This window comes from Pseudomonas fluorescens, from assembly GCF_018614655.1.
GTDB lineage: Bacteria > Pseudomonadota > Gammaproteobacteria > Pseudomonadales > Pseudomonadaceae > Aquipseudomonas > Aquipseudomonas fluorescens_BX.
The window spans coordinates 68,327-85,151 of record NZ_JAGGOG010000011.1 but is presented as its reverse complement, the minus strand read 5'-3'; the positions used below and the strand labels follow the sequence as shown (position 1 = coordinate 85,151).

The 16,825-nt window shown below is 59.2% G+C and carries 17 protein-coding genes; 10 read left to right on the top strand and 7 right to left on the bottom strand.

Annotated elements, in window-relative coordinates; translation table 11 throughout:
• The first annotated feature begins 23 nt into the window (after positions 1-23).
• The 6 genes from J7E41_RS10760 to J7E41_RS10735 all read left to right on the top strand — a co-directional run bounded on the left by J7E41_RS10760 (position 24) and on the right by J7E41_RS10735 (position 5,862).
• Positions 24-938 (top strand): helix-turn-helix domain-containing protein, encoded by a 915-nt coding sequence (locus tag J7E41_RS10760; protein ID WP_214992564.1) that lies wholly within the window; start codon positions 24-26, stop codon positions 936-938.
• A 145-nt stretch (positions 939-1,083) separates the two neighbouring features.
• Positions 1,084-1,248, top strand: a complete 165-nt coding sequence (locus J7E41_RS10755; RefSeq protein WP_214992561.1) for a hypothetical protein — start codon at positions 1,084-1,086, stop codon at positions 1,246-1,248.
• A gap of 105 nt (positions 1,249-1,353) precedes the next feature.
• Complete coding sequence (locus J7E41_RS10750; RefSeq protein WP_214992558.1) at positions 1,354-1,926, top strand: nuclear transport factor 2 family protein; 573 nt, start codon at positions 1,354-1,356, stop codon at positions 1,924-1,926.
• 205 nt (positions 1,927-2,131) lie between these two features.
• Positions 2,132-2,872, top strand: coding sequence for a DNA polymerase III subunit epsilon (dnaQ, locus tag J7E41_RS10745; protein ID WP_214993146.1), 741 nt, complete (start codon positions 2,132-2,134; stop codon positions 2,870-2,872).
• Between the two features lie 144 nt (positions 2,873-3,016).
• The gene (locus J7E41_RS10740) at positions 3,017-5,272 is read left to right on the top strand and encodes an Orn/Lys/Arg decarboxylase N-terminal domain-containing protein (RefSeq protein ID WP_214992555.1); all 2,256 of its coding nucleotides are present in this window, start codon (positions 3,017-3,019) and stop codon (positions 5,270-5,272) included.
• 20 nt (positions 5,273-5,292) lie between these two features.
• Positions 5,293-5,862: a GNAT family N-acetyltransferase gene (locus tag J7E41_RS10735; protein WP_214993145.1), complete on the top strand. Its 570-nt coding sequence runs from the start codon at positions 5,293-5,295 to the stop codon at positions 5,860-5,862.
• On the opposite strand, the gene J7E41_RS10730 is transcribed toward J7E41_RS10735, so the two are convergent.
• Together J7E41_RS10730 and J7E41_RS10725 are read right to left on the bottom strand one after the other, a co-directional pair.
• Positions 5,837-6,763 (bottom strand): LysR substrate-binding domain-containing protein, encoded by a 927-nt coding sequence (locus J7E41_RS10730; RefSeq protein ID WP_214992553.1) that lies wholly within the window; start codon positions 6,761-6,763, stop codon positions 5,837-5,839. The two genes, J7E41_RS10735 and J7E41_RS10730, sit on opposite strands and share 26 nt — an antisense overlap.
• A 149-nt stretch (positions 6,764-6,912) precedes the next feature.
• Positions 6,913-7,149 carry a hypothetical protein gene (locus tag J7E41_RS10725; protein WP_214992551.1) on the bottom strand — a complete coding sequence of 79 codons (237 nt, stop codon included), beginning with the start codon at positions 7,147-7,149 and terminating at the stop codon, positions 6,913-6,915.
• Between the two features lie 227 nt (positions 7,150-7,376).
• Here J7E41_RS10725 and J7E41_RS10720 point away from each other — a divergent pair, with 227 nt between their 5' ends.
• Complete coding sequence (locus J7E41_RS10720; RefSeq protein ID WP_214992549.1) at positions 7,377-7,934, top strand: NADPH-dependent FMN reductase; 558 nt, start codon at positions 7,377-7,379, stop codon at positions 7,932-7,934.
• Between the two features lie 53 nt (positions 7,935-7,987).
• Here J7E41_RS10720 and J7E41_RS10715 read toward each other — a convergent pair whose 3' ends face one another.
• Positions 7,988-8,626: an FMN-dependent NADH-azoreductase gene (locus J7E41_RS10715; RefSeq protein ID WP_214992547.1), complete on the bottom strand. Its 639-nt coding sequence runs from the start codon at positions 8,624-8,626 to the stop codon at positions 7,988-7,990.
• Positions 8,627-8,726: 100 nt separating this feature from the next.
• On the opposite strand from J7E41_RS10715, the gene J7E41_RS10710 reads away from it, so the two are divergent.
• Positions 8,727-9,578, top strand: coding sequence for a LysR family transcriptional regulator (locus J7E41_RS10710; RefSeq protein ID WP_214992545.1), 852 nt, complete (start codon positions 8,727-8,729; stop codon positions 9,576-9,578).
• A 12-nt stretch (positions 9,579-9,590) separates the two neighbouring features.
• On the opposite strand, the gene poxB is transcribed toward J7E41_RS10710, so the two are convergent.
• Together poxB and J7E41_RS10700 are read right to left on the bottom strand one after the other, a co-directional pair.
• Entirely contained in the window at positions 9,591-11,315 is a 1,725-nt protein-coding gene (poxB, locus tag J7E41_RS10705; RefSeq protein ID WP_214992543.1) for a ubiquinone-dependent pyruvate dehydrogenase, read from the bottom strand.
• Between the two features lie 77 nt (positions 11,316-11,392).
• Complete coding sequence (locus tag J7E41_RS10700) at positions 11,393-12,625, bottom strand: NADH:flavin oxidoreductase/NADH oxidase family protein (protein WP_214992540.1); 1,233 nt, start codon at positions 12,623-12,625, stop codon at positions 11,393-11,395.
• Positions 12,626-12,697: 72 nt separating this feature from the next.
• On the opposite strand from J7E41_RS10700, the gene J7E41_RS10695 reads away from it, so the two are divergent.
• A complete protein-coding gene (locus tag J7E41_RS10695; RefSeq protein WP_214993144.1) occupies positions 12,698-13,102 on the top strand; it encodes a MerR family transcriptional regulator in 405 nt (134 codons plus the stop codon).
• Between the two features lie 39 nt (positions 13,103-13,141).
• On the opposite strand, the gene J7E41_RS10690 is transcribed toward J7E41_RS10695, so the two are convergent.
• Positions 13,142-13,636 carry a DUF934 domain-containing protein gene (locus J7E41_RS10690; protein WP_214992536.1) on the bottom strand — a complete coding sequence of 165 codons (495 nt, stop codon included), beginning with the start codon at positions 13,634-13,636 and terminating at the stop codon, positions 13,142-13,144.
• On the bottom strand, positions 13,620-15,278 hold the full coding sequence (locus J7E41_RS10685; protein WP_214992534.1) for a nitrite/sulfite reductase: 1,659 nt from the start codon (positions 15,276-15,278) through the stop codon (positions 13,620-13,622). Before J7E41_RS10685 ends, J7E41_RS10690 begins: the two co-directional genes overlap by 17 nt.
• A 461-nt stretch (positions 15,279-15,739) precedes the next feature.
• Between J7E41_RS10685 and J7E41_RS10680 the strand changes: the two genes are divergently transcribed.
• Positions 15,740-16,819 (top strand): ABC transporter substrate-binding protein, encoded by a 1,080-nt coding sequence (locus tag J7E41_RS10680; RefSeq protein ID WP_214992532.1) that lies wholly within the window; start codon positions 15,740-15,742, stop codon positions 16,817-16,819.
• Positions 16,820-16,825 lie beyond the last annotated feature (6 nt).

Sequence of the window (16,825 nt, the reverse complement as noted above, 5' to 3'; positions counted from 1 at the left end):
CCAATTCCACCAGGGAGCGCCGGATGTCCTCTTCACCCCATGCCGATGTCCAGGCGTTTCTTGACGAAGCGGTGGAGAGCGAACCCGAGGGCCTGACGTACACGCCATCGGGAATTTCCCAGATGATCCACCGTGCACTGCCGCCCTGGGGAGCTATCGAGTGTGTGCGGGTGGCGCATCGGCCTCACCGGTTTGAAATGCGCCGCCAGCAGCATCAGTTTGTACTTTATCGGCAGGGCTCGGTCAGCGATGGTGAGGTCAGTATCGACGGCTTGAGACGGGCCGGTGCCCGAGCCCTGGATCAGCTCATTGACTTTATCCCGGCCGGATCGTTGTTCGAAGGCTGGACAGGGGCGCGCGCCAGAATTGGCTATGTATTGGTGTCGGTTGATGAGGATCAATTGGCCGGGGTCTGTCCGACTTATCGCGCCCAAAAAGATCTCAAGCCGCTGATCAGCTGTCATGACGGGTTCCTGCGAGGACTGCTTGAGCGCCTGGATCAGACGGTACGTGATGGCAAGACCGATACGCTGTACCTGGAAACCCTGGTCATGCTGCTGATGCAGGAGGTGCGTTCGCTGCAACAACTGCCTGAGGCCTCGCCGGCGAATGCCGGTGAACTGGGCTTGGTGCAACGTCAGCGGTTGACCGAATACATTGACGCTTCCTTGGCCAATGAGGTGCGCCTGGCTGACTTGTCAAACATCGTTAACCTCAGCCCCTACCATTTCTCCCGGGTATTCCGACGCACTTTCGGAATGTCACCGTACCAGTACCTGTTGCTGTGTCGGGTCAACCGGGCCAAGCACTTGATTACCACCACTGAGCGCAGCCTGCTGGACATTGCCCTGGACACCGGTTTTGCCGGTGCCAGTCAGTTTTCTCGAGCGTTTCGGCGGATTGTCGGGCAGTCCGCCAGTGAACTGCGCCGCCCTTAGACGCCATTCCGTTCATTGCGCAAGAAGCGTCAACACAACAGCAGGCAAGGTAAAGCGGCCGGCGGGTCTGCTCGTTAGTCTGGCTTCAACACCTGGTTACTCCGGTAATCAGCATCAAGCCACTGACGTTGCAGAGAAAAACGCCATGAGAATCCTGGCTGCCGCTATCGAAGGCAAAGGCCCGTTGTTTGACCTGCGCCACTTGCAACTGGGCACACCGCGTAGCGGCGAAGTCCGGGTCAAAATCATCGCCACGGGAATCTGCCTCACTGGCGAAACCATCAAGACCGTTCTGCGCATCCCCCATTGAGTCACACCTTGCACACGTGCTGTCAGGTCCTGAACGCATCGGGAAAGTTGCGCCTGCACTAAAACCGAGTCAACCCGTTAGTCAATCGAAAGTGAGGCAATAAACATGATGAGTCTTCGTGGATGGTTACTGGGTGTGTTGGTCACCACAGCAGTCTTTGCCGCCGGCGTTAACGCCCAACCCAAAGCAGCAATCAAGGAGCAGGGCGGCTTTTACTACCTGTCGCCTGGCTACACCAAGGCTGACGTGGCGGACTTCTACTGGCGTAGTCTGGATGGCTGGTCGGAGCATCCGGCAGAAATGGCCAAGTACTACACGAAGGATGGTGTTTACGAGCTGACCTATGCGCCAGTAGACGATTTCCCCAACGCCGGCTTCAAGCGCGTGAACAAGGGGCGCCAGGAGATGACCGATTACTTCACCAACTTCAGTAAAGCACTGGGCAACTTGAAGTACAGCGACCCCAAGACCTGGACCCTGCTTGAGACCACCGAAAAGGGGATGTATGTGTTTGAGTACACCAGCGACGGTGTGATTCGCTCCAACGGCAAACCCTACCACCAGACCTTCATCGCCATTCTTCGCATGGCCAAGGACGGGCAGATCCAGTCCGTGCGTGAATACTGGAACCCCTACGTAGCCCTGCGGGATTTTGACCTGATCAAAAAGACCCAGTGATCGACATCGATCACAGGGTCAGGGTCGCACGGGCGAGTTGCTCGTCCGTGCACTGTAAATCGGCGAATGTGGTGGAATGCCGATTCCAACGGCGCACCGCGTATTTCACTGTGGTATTGCCCCATGGGTCGCTTCGGTTATAGAGCGTGCTAATATCTCGCCCCTTGAAATGCACCGAACCGTTGAGAGCTGAACCCTGATGGCCATCCGATCTGTTGTACTCGATACCGAAACCACCGGCATGCCGGTGACCGACGGCCACCGGATCATTGAAATCGGTTGTGTCGAACTGCTGGGTCGCCGTCTCACCGGCCGCCACTTCCACGTGTACCTGCAACCGGACCGGGAAAGTGACGAGGGCGCCATTGGCGTCCACGGTATTACCAACGAATTCCTAGTGGGTAAACCGCGCTTTGCCGAAGTTGCCGATGAGTTCTTCGAGTTCATCGATGGCGCGCAGCTGATTATCCATAACGCGGCGTTCGACGTCGGCTTCATCAATAACGAATTCGCCCTGATGGGTCAGACGGACCGTGCCGATATCACCCGGCACTGCTCGATCCTCGATACCCTGATGATGGCGCGTGAGCGCCACCCGGGCCAGCGCAACAGCCTCGATGCCTTGTGCAAGCGTTATGGCGTCGACAACTCCGGCCGTGAGCTGCACGGCGCCTTGCTCGACTCCGAGATCCTCGCCGACGTCTACCTGACCATGACCGGCGGCCAGACCAGCCTGTCCCTGGCCGGTAACGCCTCGGATGGCAACGGTTCGGCGGAAGGCTCGGGCAATCGCCCTTCGGAAATCCGTCGCCTGCCGGCCGATCGCAAGCCGACCACGATCATTCGTGCCAGCGAGCAGGACATGCTGGAGCACGCGGCGCGGTTGGAAGCGATTGCCAAGTCTGCCGGGGCGCCTGCGTTGTGGAGTCAATTGACTGAGCTGTAGCCGCTGCCGAGGCACGAGGCTGCGATGCGTGTCCGAAGGACCGCTGCTGGGACCGCTGCGTCGGAGTGCCGCACCAAGCTCTTCGCAGCCTCGTGCCTCGGCAGCGGCTACACTGAGAAAAAATTCTCAGGACGCCCAGCACTCATGTACAAAGACCTGAAGTTCCCCGTCCTTATCGTGCACCGTGACATCAAGGCCGACACCGTTGCCGGTGACCGGGTCCGGGGCATTGCCCGGGAGCTGGAACAGGAGGGCTTCAGTATCTTCTCTGCGGTCGACTACGCCGAAGGCCGGCTGGTTGCCTCGACTCACCACGGTCTGGCCTGCATGCTGATCGCCGCCGAGGGCGCCGGGGAAAATACCCATCTGCTGCAAAACATGGTGGAGCTGATTCGGCTGGCGCGGGTGCGCGCGCCGAACCTGCCGATCTTTGCCCTGGGTGAGCAAGTCACCCTGGAAAATGCCCCCGCCGATGCCATGAGTGAACTTAACCAATTGCGGGGCATTCTCTACCTGTTTGAAGACACGGTGCCGTTCCTCGCCCGGCAAGTGGCGCGTGCTGCTCGCAGTTACCTGGACGGCCTGTTGCCGCCATTCTTCAAGGCCCTGGTGCAGCACACCGCCGACTCCAATTATTCCTGGCACACCCCCGGCCATGGCGGCGGTGTGGCGTACCGCAAGAGCCCGGTAGGGCAGGCGTTTCATCAATTTTTTGGGGAAAACACCTTGCGCTCGGACTTGTCCGTGTCAGTGCCGGAGCTGGGTTCGCTGCTGGACCACACCGGGCCGCTGGCCGAAGCCGAAGCGCGGGCGGCGCGTAACTTCGGTGCCGATCACACCTTCTTCGTGATCAATGGCACCTCCACCGCGAACAAGATCGTCTGGCATTCCATGGTCGGCCGTGATGACTTGGTGCTGGTGGACCGCAACTGCCACAAGTCGGTGTTGCATTCGATCATCATGACCGGCGCTATCCCGCTGTACCTGTGCCCGGAGCGCAATGAGCTGGGGATCATCGGGCCAATTCCCTTGAGCGAGTTCAGCCGTGAATCGATTCGCGCCAAGATCGACACCAGCCCACTGACCCGTGGCCGACCGGCGAAGGTCAAGATGGCCGTGGTCACCAACTCCACCTACGACGGCCTGTGCTACAACGCAGAGTTGATCAAACAGCAGTTGGGCAACAGCGTCGAGGTGCTGCACTTCGATGAGGCCTGGTACGCCTACGCGGCCTTTCACGAGTTCTTTGCCGGGCGCTATGGCATGGGCACCTCGCGTACCCCGGACAGCCCGCTGGTATTCACCACTCACTCCACCCATAAACTGCTGGCAGCCTTCAGTCAGGCTTCGATGATTCACGTACAGGATGGCGGTGCCCGACAGTTGGATCGTGACCGTTTCAACGAAGCGTTCATGATGCATATCTCGACGTCGCCCCAGTACAGCATCATCGCTTCCCTGGATGTGGCATCGGCAATGATGGAAGGTCCGGCGGGGCGCTCGCTGCTGCAGGAAATGTTCGACGAAGCCCTGAGCTTTCGCCGTGCATTGGCCAACTTGCGCCAACACATCGCCGCTGAAGACTGGTGGTTTTCCATCTGGCAGCCGCCGCTGGTGGCGGGTATTGATCGGGTTGCCACTGCCGATTGGCTGCTGCAACCTGAAGCGGACTGGCATGGTTTCGGTGATATTGCCGAAGACTATGTGTTGCTCGACCCCATCAAGGTGACGCTGGTGATGCCGGGGCTCAACGCCGGCGGGGCCTTGAGCGAGTGCGGCATCCCTGCCGCAGTGGTCAGCAAGTTCCTGTGGGAGCGTGGGCTGGTGGTGGAAAAGACCGGGTTGTATTCCTTCCTGGTGCTGTTCTCCATGGGGATCACCAAAGGCAAGTGGAGTACCCTGCTCACCGAACTTTTGGAATTCAAGCGCAGCTACGACGCCAATGTCAGTCTTGCGAGCTGCTTGCCATCGGTGTTTCAACAAGGCCCGCAGCGTTATCAGGGCTTGGGATTGAAGGACTTGTGTGACCAGTTGCACAGCTGTTATCGCAGCAATGCCATGGCCAGGCATCTCAAGCGGATGTACACCGTGTTACCTGAAATCGCGATGAAGCCGGCCGATGCCTACGACCAACTGGTACGGGGTGAAGTCGAGGCGGTGCCCATCGATGCCTTGCCAGGTCGCATCGCAGCGGTGATGCTGGTGCCTTATCCGCCGGGTATTCCATTGATCATGCCGGGGGAGCGCTTTACCGAGTCGACTCGTTCAATCATCGACTACCTGGCCTTTGCGCGGGAGTTCGATAGCAGCTTCCCCGGTTTTGTCGCTGATGTGCATGGGTTGCAACACGAAGACGACGGCAAGGGTCGTTGTTATACCGTCGATTGCATCAAGGTTTAGGGATAGATATGCAAGCTGTGATGAACCCGAAGTATCCGGGGCTCAGTGTACGAGTCGCCGATGAGGGATTTGAAGCCTACGTGTGGGGTAATGATTTCAGTTTTGAGGTCGGCGCCTATGGTGTGCCGGAGATGGGCAAGCGGGTCGAGCAGTGGGCAGTGGAGCGGGTCTTGCCGTACCGCAAGTGCTACGGCATCGATCCGCAAGAGTTTGCCAGTTACCGGGATGCCGCCGACAGTGCGGTGTTCATGGCCTACCTGGATGACCGGCCTGTCGGGCATGTTGTGGTCAGCACCAACTGGAACGGTTTTGCCCATGTGGATGAGCTGGCGGTGGTGTTACCGGCCCGTCGACATGGTGTGGCCAAGGCTTTACTGGATGTGGCGCAGTTCTGGAGCCGCAAGAAAAGCCTGCCGGGAATGATGCTGGAGACCCAGAACAACAACCTCGGGGCCTGCCGCTTGTATGAGCGTTGCGGGTATGTGATGGGTGGGATCGATCACTTGCGCTATCGCGGGATCGATCCGCAGACCAGGGAAGTGGCGATTTTCTGGTATCGGTTGTTCAAGACTGAGCTGGAAGCGGTCTGACGGCACCATCGCCTGCCAGCAGGCTTTCGGTCTTCTGCGTGACGATCTCCAGCAACGCATTCAGTGCTGGAGAGGGCGCGCCGTCTTTAAGCGTCAGTGCATACAGCGTCACCATGATCGGTGGTGACAACGGGCACGCATCCAGTCCTGCCTCCCGGGCGCCAATCGCCGTGAACGGGTCAACAATCGCCAAGCCTTCCCCGGCTTCCACCATGCTGCGCATCATCTGGTAGGTCTGTACCCGTGTCTGAATCACCGGCAATGGGCGCAGGGCCTGCAACTTGCTGTCCAGCAGGGTGCTCAGTGGGTCCTGTCCCTCCAGGCCAATCATCGATTGCCCGGCCAACTCCTGCAGCGTGATGTACTTCTGCCGAGGTTTGAGCCAGCCATGGGGCGCCAGCAGTTGTAGCTTGCCTTGACCCAGGGCGATGCCCTGAATTTGCGGGTGTTCGGGATCGTGCAGGCTCAGGCCGATATCCGCTTCGTGCAGGAGCAGGCCCCTGACGATATCGCGGGTGGACTGGCTCGACAGCGTGCAGGGCGTGTCCTGAAAACGTCGGCGCAAGGCTGCGATACTTTGCGGTAACAGTTGATTGGCCAACGGTGGGGTACACAGTGCGCGCAGTGCCGGGGCGTGATGGTGTTTCAGGCTGCTGGCCAGGCGTTGCAGTGGTTCGAGGGTTTCGTAGAGATGGGCAATCCCACCCTGCAGGTCGAGGGTTTCGCGGGTCGCCTGCAGCCGTCCCCTCACGCTGGCGAACAGCATGAAGCCCAGTTGCTGCTCGGCATCCTTGAGAATGGTATCCACATCGGCCACGGGCAGCTGCAGCCATTCGGCGGCGGTGCCGAGATGACCGGTCTGCAAGATGGCCTGAATCACTTCGATATGACGTAAACGCATCGCTGGAGTCTATGGTCAGCAGGACCCGTATTCAATCATTGAATCCCGGCGACGCAGGCCAAAGCGATTTTGACCTGTTTCGTTCGGCAAAGACCGTACGTTGGGTCATGTAGGCGATATTGCTGCTATCGCCTTTGGAGAATGAAGGCTTATGAAGCGTGGGCGGTTTGCGATTCGCGGGTGATGATGGTGCCCGACTGAATCAACCGGAACTCGTCGCCATCCAGTTTTTCTACACGATCGCCAATGGCCAGCTTGTAGGTAATGGTGGGCGCCGAGCCCGCCAGGTCGCCCTGCGCCGGGTTGGATTCCTGGAACTCATGCACGGAATAAACGCGGCCTTCCGCGTCTCTGGCATGGAACTGTCCGACAAGTACTGCTGCCATCTGTTTAGAACCTCTGGAGATAAACACTCGATTTGCGGTTCTGTAGACCGTCATGGAGCGGGGTAGTTTACCTATTGAAAAAAAATACTATTCGTTGACTTTTTCAGATGTTGCTTACAACGCGCGGCGCATCTCGAACACCATGGGCATTGTAAAAAGCTGTTGGTGATCGGGTCGCGAAAACTCTATAACTACAAGCTCCTTTAGTCAGACGTCAGGAAACCCCAATGAGCAAGGTCTACACGATTGCCGTACTGGTTGGCAGCTTGAGAAAAGAGTCGATCAACCGCAAGGTTGCCCTGGCATTGGCCGAGCTGGCGCCCGCCAACCTTAAGTTGAACATTGTCGAAATCGGCGATTTGCCGCTCTACAACGAAGACCTTGAAGGTGCTGGACTGCCGGCAGCCTACAGTACTTTCCGCCAACGCGTGAGTTCATCCGACGCGGTGTTGTTCGTGACCCCGGAATACAACCGCTCCGTACCCGCCGCATTGAAGAATGCCATTGACGTCGGCTCGCGCCCCTATGGCCAAAGCGTCTGGGGTGGAAAGCCCGGCGCGGTGATCAGTGTTTCCCCGGGTGCCATCGGTGGTTTTGGTGCCAATCACCATTTGCGCCAGTCCCTGGTGTTCCTCGATGTGCCGTGCATGCAGCAGCCGGAAGCCTACCTGGGTGGCGCCGGCAGTGCGTTTGATGAGTCGGGCAAGGTATCGGAAAAGACCAAGCCGTTTTTGCAGGCCTTTATCGATGCCTACGGCAAATGGGTCGAGAAACTGAAGGGCTGAGATTTATCTGTACCTGCAAGACCCAGCCATCTCGGCTGGGTGTTTTTTGACGGTCAGGTCAAACGGTCTGCCAGTTGCAACGCCTGCTCATTGGATGTGCGTCGCGATGCCAGATCCACTTCAGGTCCCATGATCGTTTTTTCCACATACAACGAGTGCACATCGGTGAGGCCGATGAACTTGAGCCAGGCTTCCATGTAGGGCTTCTGGAAATCCATGGGATGTTCGTCCGCTTGCGCTCGGTCAGAAAAATCCATGCCGCGCGCATACACATTGACCGCTGTCTTGCCGTGAAGCAGTCCTTGCAGGCCGTGCTCCGGGTGGAAGTCGAACAGCACGTCCTTCTGCGACACCACGTCGATAAAGTGCTTGAGCTTGTAGGGCAGGGCGAAATTCCAGAGCGGTATGGAAAACACCAGCACGTCCGCCTTATGGAGGTAGGCCGCGAGGGATTTCACTGCACTCCAGGCAACTTCCTGTTCTTCAGTCAAGGCCGTGCCGCTCAAGCCTGCGTACTTGGCGTCCATCACCGGTCCGTTAAATTCCGGCAGGTCCAGGCTCCACAGATCCAGAGTAACCACCTCGGTGCCGGGGGCGTTCTGCTGGTAGCGGGAGATAAAGTGGCGGGCCACTTCCAGGGAAGCGGAGCGCTGTTTGCGCGGGGAGCATTCGATGTGCAACAGGATGGTCATGGTTTGCCTCAAGAGGGAGGAGGGTGACCGGGTCATTGCAACATAGTGCTTGATAGAATATAAATCGTATCTAAATCAAATATTAATCACGAATCTATATATGTTCGATGTCCTGCTACTCAAAACCTTTGTGGCGGTCGTTGATGAGGGAGGATTCAGTCGCGCCGCTGCTCGCCTGCACCTGACCCAATCAGCCGTCAGTGGTCATGTGCGGCGATTGGAAGAGCAGGTCGGCAAACCTTTACTGGCTCGCACCACCCGTTCACAGCAACTGACGACCGATGGTGAGCGCCTGATGGCCTACGCCCGAGGCATTCTGGCGCTGAACCGTGATGCCTGGGCCGAACTGACTCGTTCGGCGTTTCACGGTGACCTGCGTATAGGTGTGTCGGAAGAGTTCGCCGATGCGCGTCTGCTGCGTGATTTGCAGGCGTTTGCCGCCGATTATCCCGGCATGCAGATCAAGGTTCAGGTGAGCATTCCGGGCTCGCTGCTGGCCCTGATGAAGCAAGGCGAACTGGACGTGGTGGTGGGGTCGTTGTGCGAATCCAGCGAGCCTGGCCTGGCGCTGTGGCAGGAGCCACTGGTGTGGGCGTGGTCGGCACAGGCGGTCGGTACGTTGCCGACACCTTTGCCCCTGGCCTTGTTTCCAGAGCCTTGTCCTTACCGGGAAGCTGCGCTCAGCCGCCTTGCACAGGCCGGTATCACCCAGCGCACGGCAATGCTCTGCACCAGCTACGTTGGACTGCAAGCGGCTGCCCTTGCCGGTTTTGCCATCGCCCCCATGACTCGCAGCCAGGTGTCGCATGGGCTGGTGGAGCTCGGTGCCGAGCATGGCTTGCCAGCGCTGCCCGATGCCGAGTTCCGCCTGTTCAGTGCCCCGGATGCCGACCCGACCATCGTCGAGGCCGTTACCCACGTCATCGTCCGCTATGGCGCCTCCCGGCGTTAGTGAGCGTGTGGATCAGCGGAACCAGTTGGTCCGCGCCAACTCAATCACCTCATCACCACGCCCGCTCATCACTGCCTTGAGCATGTACAGGCTGAAGCCCTTGGCTTGTTCCAGCTTGATACTGGGCGGCATGGCCAATTCCTGAGTGGCGGTGACCACATCGACCAACACCGGGCCGTCATGGGCCAGGGCGCGGCGCAACGCGGCTTCCAGGTCCTCGGACTGTTCTACACGGATGCCGAGGATACCCATCGCATTGGCCATGGCGGCGAAGTCCGGGTTCTTCAGCTCGGTGCCGGTGTCCAGGTAGCCGGCAGCCTTCATTTCCATGGCGACAAATCCCAGTGAGGCGTTGTCGTACACCACCACTTTCACCGGCAACTTCAACTGCGCCAGGGAAATGAAGTCGCCCATCAACATGCTGAAACCACCGTCACCCGACAACGAAATAACCTGTCGACCGGGAAATGCCGCCTGGGCGCCGATAGCCTGGGGCATGGCGTTGGCCATGGAGCCGTGATTGAACGAGCCAATCAGTCGGCGCTTGCCATTCATTTTCAGGTAGCGCGCGGCCCAGACGGTGGGCGATCCGACGTCGGCGGTGAAGATCGCATCGTCGTCCGCCAGTTCACTGAGCAAGCGGGTCACGTATTGCGGGTGGATCGGACGGTTGGCGGCGGACGGCTGCGCCAGGTCATCCAGGCCCTGGCGGGCTTTTTCATAGTGCTTGAGCGAGGTCTCAAGGAAGCTGCGGTCTGCCTTGCGGGTCAGGCGTGGCAGCAGGGCTTGAATGGTTTCACTGACGTCGGCGGCAATGCCAAGGTCCAGGGTAGCGCGACGGCCCAATGCTTGTGGATTACGGTCAACCTGGATGATCTTCGCGTCGGTGGGGTAGAACTGGCGATAGGGGAAGTCGGTGCCGAGCATGATCAGCGTGTCGCAGTTGAGCATCGCGTGATAGCCCGAGCTGAAGCCGATCAGACCGGTCATGCCGACGTCGAAGGGATTGTCCCACTCCACATGCTCCTTGCCCCGCAGCGCATGCACTACTGGCGCACCCAAGGCGTCGGCCAGCGCAACCACCTCGTCGTGGGCGCCGGCGCAACCGCTGCCGCAGAGCAGGGTCACGGATTTGCTTTTATCGAGGAGTTCGCTCAGACGTTGCAGGTCTTGTTCTGCTGGTAGGGTGCGCGGCGCTATCAGCGCTGGCCAGGGTTTGAATTTGTCTTCCACTTCCAACAGCGACACATCCCCCGGAATCACCACCACCGCCACGCCGCGATTGAGGATCGCCGAGCGCATGGCGCGGTGCAGCACCTGCGGCATCTGCGCCGGGTTGGTCACCAGTTCGATAAAGTGACTGCACTCCTTGAACAGCTCCTGAGGGTGGGTTTCCTGGAAGTAGTTCAGGCCGATTTCCGACGAGGGAATCTGCGCAGCAATGGCCAGCACCGGCACATGGTTGCGATGGCAATCAAAAAGCCCGTTGATCAAGTGCAGGTTGCCCGGCCCGCAGCTGCCGGCACACACCGTCAGTTCACCCGTAGCAGCGGCTTCGGCGCCGGCAGCGAAAGCGGCAACCTCCTCATGGCGCACATGCATCCATTCAATACTGTCCATGGTGCGCAGGGCATCGGTCAGACCGTTGAGGCTGTCGCCGGTCAACCCCCAGACACGCTTGATGCCCGCCTGTTCAAGGGTGGTCGCCAATTGCTGGGCCAGGGTGATTTTCGCCATGAGGAACTCCAATCGTCAGTGAGGTAAAAAGCTGCTGATCAGTAGAGGACCGTTCGATCACGGCGAATGCTCCGCCTTTAATGTGAAGATTGTGTCATGGCCGCGCGGTATTGCCGGGTACGCCGGGCGATAAACCATTGGTCGCGGAACAACGCCATGCAGGGGGCGACCTTGGGGTTGGGCAGGTGACCACGGCTCAGGCGCCGCATCTGGTCGCGCACCACGGCCAGGGTGGCGAGTGCGGCCAGGGGTTTACGCTGCCAGTTGATCGGCTTCAGTTGTGGGTTTAAGTCGCGGCCTTCGCGCCAGTGTCTGATCAGTTGCGGTTCCAGGGTCAGTGCGGTGGCGATGCCGGCCATGGCGATGCCGTTGTCCAGTACCTGTTGCACGATCGGCAGTCGGCGGATGCCACCGGTGACCATTACCGGCATTTTTGCGATGGTCGCAAGTTCCTTGGCCATTTCCAGGAAGTACGCTTCACGCGCCAGGGTGCGACCGTCCCGCGCGTCGCCTTGCATAGCCGGTGCTTCATAGCTGCCGCCGGACAACTCCAGCAGGTCGATAGGTAACGGGTTGAGCATCTCGACCACGGCACGCGCATCGGCAGCGTCGAAGCCGCCGCGTTGGAAGTCTGCCGAGTTGAGTTTTACTGCAACGCAAAATTCAGGGCTGACGCTGGCGCGTACGGCGTGGATCACTTCCAGCAGCAAGCGGGCACGGTTCTCCAGTGAGCCGCCCCAACGGTCGGTCCGCTGGTTGCTGAGCGGCGAGAGAAACTGGCTGAGCAAGTAGCCATGCGCTCCGTGGATTTGTACCCCGGTAAACCCGGCTTGTTCGGCCAGACGCGCGCTGGTGGCAAAGCGCTTGATCACATCTTGAATGTCGTACTCGGTCATGGCCCTGGGCTTGGCAAACATCTTCGAAAAGCTGCCCACGTCCAGGGCAATGGCGGACGGCGCCAAGGCTTCCTGGCCCAGGTTGGCCATGGTCTGGCGCCCTGGGTGACTGAGCTGTACCCAGAAGTGCACACCCTTGGTCCGGGCAACATCGGCCCATTCGCGAAAGCTGTCCAGGTGTTGTTCGTCTTCCAGGGCAACGCCGCCGGGGCCGGTCATGGCGCGGCGGTCGATCATCACGTTACCGGTCAGCAACAAGCCGGGCTCACCGTCTGCCCAGGCCTTGTACAACTGCTTCAGTTCGCGGGAAGGGGCTTGCCGGGCATCCGCCATATTCTCTTCCATCGCTGCCTTGGCGATACGATTGGAGAGGACCTGGCCATTGGGCAGTTGCAAGGGTTCAAAAGGTGACATGGGTTGACTCCTGAGCAGGGGAGGCCTCAGGCTAAGCTTAAAGTTAACTTTAATGTCAAGCAGGGCATGGCGATGAATATTGGCGAACTGGCAAAACAGAGCGGGTTGGCCGCGTCGCGCATTCGATTTTATGAAGCCGAAGGGCTGATCAGCCAGGTAGGGCGTCAGGCCAATGGATATCGGCGCTATGCGCCGCAGGCATTACAGACCCTGCAGTTGATCCAAAGTGCACAACAGGCCGGGTTTACGCTGCAGGAACTTAAAGCGCTGATGCCGACTGACGGCGAGCACAAGCGTGAGGAACTGATTGAAGGCTTGGAACGCAAAGTGGCGCAGATCGAGGTGATGCAGGCGCAGTTGGCGCACAGCAAGGCGCAGTTGCTGGGCGTGATCGCGCAGGTACGGGCGCAGCCGGAAGGCGTGCCATGCTCCATGGGGCAGAAGCAGGTGCTGGCGTCGATCAAAATCAACCCATGAAAAAACCCTGGCATGCCAGGGTTTTTTATACGCTGACGCTTAGCGCCGGCGGAACAACGGCAACGGTTCGTCAGTCGCCGCCTGGTACGTCACGGAGAAGTCCTTGAGGCTTTCCAGGGCTTCATACGGGTCTTTGTCGGCGCGCAAGGCGTAGGCATCGAACCCGCAGCGATGCAGGTAGAACAACTGGTCGCGCAGCACATCGCCAATCGCCCGCAACTCACCCTTGTAACCATAACGGTCACGCAGCAGGCGGGCGTTGGAGTAATTGCGCCCATCGGTGAAGGCCGGGAAGTTCAGGGCGATGACCTGGAAGTTGGTCACATCGTCACCGATTTCTTCGGCTTCTTCATCGGCGTCCAGCCACACACCCAGGCCGCCGTCGCGGGCCTTGAGGGCGTGAGCGTGATCGCGCCACAGGGTCAGCGGTACGATCAGGTCGTCGCAGTTGGAGATGCCGTCGAGGGTCGCGTCCTTGGGCAGCAGGTGCCAGGTTTCGTCGACCACTTCGTTGTTTTTAATGATTCGCTGCATAAACGCGCTCCTTGAACAGGTCAATGCCGATGCGCTGGTAGGTGTCGATGAAACGCTCATCTTCGGTGCGCTGTTCAATGTAGACGTCGATCAGCTTGCCGATCACTTCAGGCATGGCTTCCTGGGCGAAGGACGGGCCAAGGATCTTGCCCAGGCTCGCGTCGCGGCTGGCGCTGCCACCCAGGGACACTTGGTAGAACTCTTCGCCTTTCTTGTCTACCCCGAGGATGCCGATATGGCCGACGTGGTGGTGACCACAGGCGTTCATGCAACCGGAGATGTTCAGGTCCAGCTCGCCGATGTCGAACAGGTAGTCCAGGTCTTCGAAGCGTCGCTGGATCGATTCGGCAATCGGGATCGACTTGGCGTTGGCCAGGGAGCAGAAGTCGCCACCCGGGCAGCAGATGATGTCGGTCAGCAAGCCAATGTTCGGCGTGGCGAAACCTTGCTCGCGTAGCTCGCCCCACAGGGTGAACAACTGGCTCTGTTCAACATCTGCCAGGATGATGTTCTGTTCGTGGGAGGTGCGCAATTGGCCGTAACTGTAGCGCTCGGCCAGGTCGGCGACGCCGTCCAGTTGCTTGTCAGTGATATCGCCCGGCGCTACACCGGTCGGCTTGAGCGACAGGGTCACGGCGACATAGCCTGGCTTCTTGTGAGCCAGGGTATTGCGCACACGCCAGCGGGCAAAGCCTGGGTGTTGTTGATCGAGTTCGGTCAGTTCGGCATCCAGATTGCTCAGGGCCTTGTAGTCCGGGTCGACGAAGTGTTTGGCGACGCGATCCACTTCAGCTTCGGTCAGGGTGGTCTGGCCGCCGCGCAGGTGTTCCATCTCGGCGTCGACCTTCTGGGCGAAGACTTCTGGGGTCAGCGCTTTCACCAGGATCTTGATGCGTGCCTTGTACTTGTTGTCACGACGGCCATAGCGGTTATAGACCCGCAGGATAGCGTCGAGGTAACTCAACAGGTCTTGCCATGGCAGGAATTCATTGATGAAGGCCCCCACCACCGGCGTACGGCCCAGACCGCCACCCACCAGTACGCGGAAACCCAGTTCGCCTGCGGCGTTGTGTACCGGCTCCAGGCCGATGTCATGGACTTCAATCGCTGCACGGTCCGAGGTCGAGCCATTGATGGCGATCTTGAACTTGCGCGGCAGGTAAGCGAATTCCGGGTGGAAGGTGGTCCACTGGCGGACAATTTCGCACCACGGGCGCGGATCGATCAGCTCATCGGCGGCAACACCTGCGAATTGGTCGGTGGTTACGTTGCGCAAGCAGTTACCGCTGGTCTGAATCGCGTGCATTTGCACGGTGGCCAACTCGGCGAGGATGTCCGGCACGTCTTCCAGCGCCGGCCAATTGAACTGAACGTTCTGGCGGGTACTGATGTGGGCGTAACCCTTGTCGAAGTCGCGGGCAATCTTGGCCATCATCCGCGTCTGGCGCGAAGTCAGTTGGCCATAGGGCACGGCAACCCGCAGCATCGGCGCAAAGCGCTGAACATAAAGGCCATTTTGCAGGCGCAGAGGGCGGAACTCTTCTTCGCTCAGTTCACCTGCCAGATAGCGTCGGGTCTGATCACGGAACTGCTTGACGCGGTCCTCGATGATGCGCTGATCGTATTCGTCGTATACGTACATATAGGTCCTGTTCTCGGCAAATCTGCGCGCACGGCCGCGCACTCCCAACGGAGCCGGCGCACGATACCAGTTTGCGTTTATGCGCAAAAGTGATGTTTGAGTATATGCAAAGAACCAAATCGACTAATGCCGGTGAATAACCCGATACCCACATTTGCCGCGGGGCTAATCATGGACTTTACTGTGCTCGAGTCTTAATGCAATCAGCCATAAAACCGACAAGAGGCGATGCGATGAGCAATCCAACAAAAGCCCGCAAAAGCGACAGTGCCGTGGACGCCTGGGCCATTCTGTTCCTGATAATCCTGGTGGTTTCAACCGCTGTGTTCTGGGTCAGTCATCAATAATCATCAATAAGGGGGCTTTGCTGGCTCCGGGGTGTCCGCCAATGGGCAATTAGCCGAGATTGATAGGCGTATTGCCACTATGATGGACGGTCTTCTTCCGGAGCTCGGGCAACAATGCTGAAGGTTCTTTGTACGTGTTTGTGGGTAATGGGTATGGCGTTCGGGGGAATGGCTCACGCAACGTCGGTGATCTTTCTCAACCCAGGCACTTCCAGCGAAACCTTTTGGGTCAGCTATTCGCAATTCATGCAGGCCGCTGCCAAGGACCTCGGCCTGGATTTGCGTGTGCGCTATTCGGAGCGTGATCCACAAAATACGCTCCAGCAGGCCCGCGAAGCGCTGCAAGGCCCCCGGCGCCCCGATTACCTGGTGCTGGTCAACGAGCAGTACATCGCCCCGCAGATCCTGCGCTTGTCCCAAGGCAGCGGGGTCAAGTTGCTGATCGTCAATAACGCCCTGACGGTCGATCAGATGCAGTTACTGGACGCCGGTAAATACCCCAACTGGATCGGCAGTATCGTTGCCGATGATCAGCAGGCCGGCTACCTGATGCTCAAGAACATGCTGCGCCAGCACGGCCCGATCGAGCCTGGCCAATCCCTCGACCTGCTGGCGTTCTCCGGCGCCAAGAACACCCCGGTTGCACAACGGCGTGAGGAGGGGCTACGCCGTGCGCTCTACGAGCACCCCGAGGTGCGCCTGCGCCAATTGGTGTACGGCGAATGGAACCGCCAACGTGCCTTTGAGCAGGCTACGCAGATGTTCAAGCGTTATCCGCAGACGGCACTGGTGTGGTCGGCCAATGACGAAATGGCCTTGGGGGCCATGCAAGCATTGCAGGACAGTGGACGTACACCCGGCAAGGACGTCTTGTTCAGTGCAGTCAACAGTTCGCCCCAGGTGCTGGAAGCACGCCTGGATGGGCGTCTGAGTTCATTGGTGGCGGGGCACTTCACCGTTGGCGGGTGGGCGATGGTACTGATCAATGACGATGCCAATGGCGTGGATATCAGCCGGTATGGAGGCCGTGACCGTGAGGAAGCGCTGTTTCAGCTGATTGATCCGGACCAGGCTCAGCGTCTGCAGGCCATCAATGCCAGCCAGCAATACAACGTGGATTTCCGTGCACTGTCAGCCCAGGGCAAGCCCGAGTCCTATCGTTATCCCTTCAGCCTGCAACTGCTGATGCACTGACTGCGT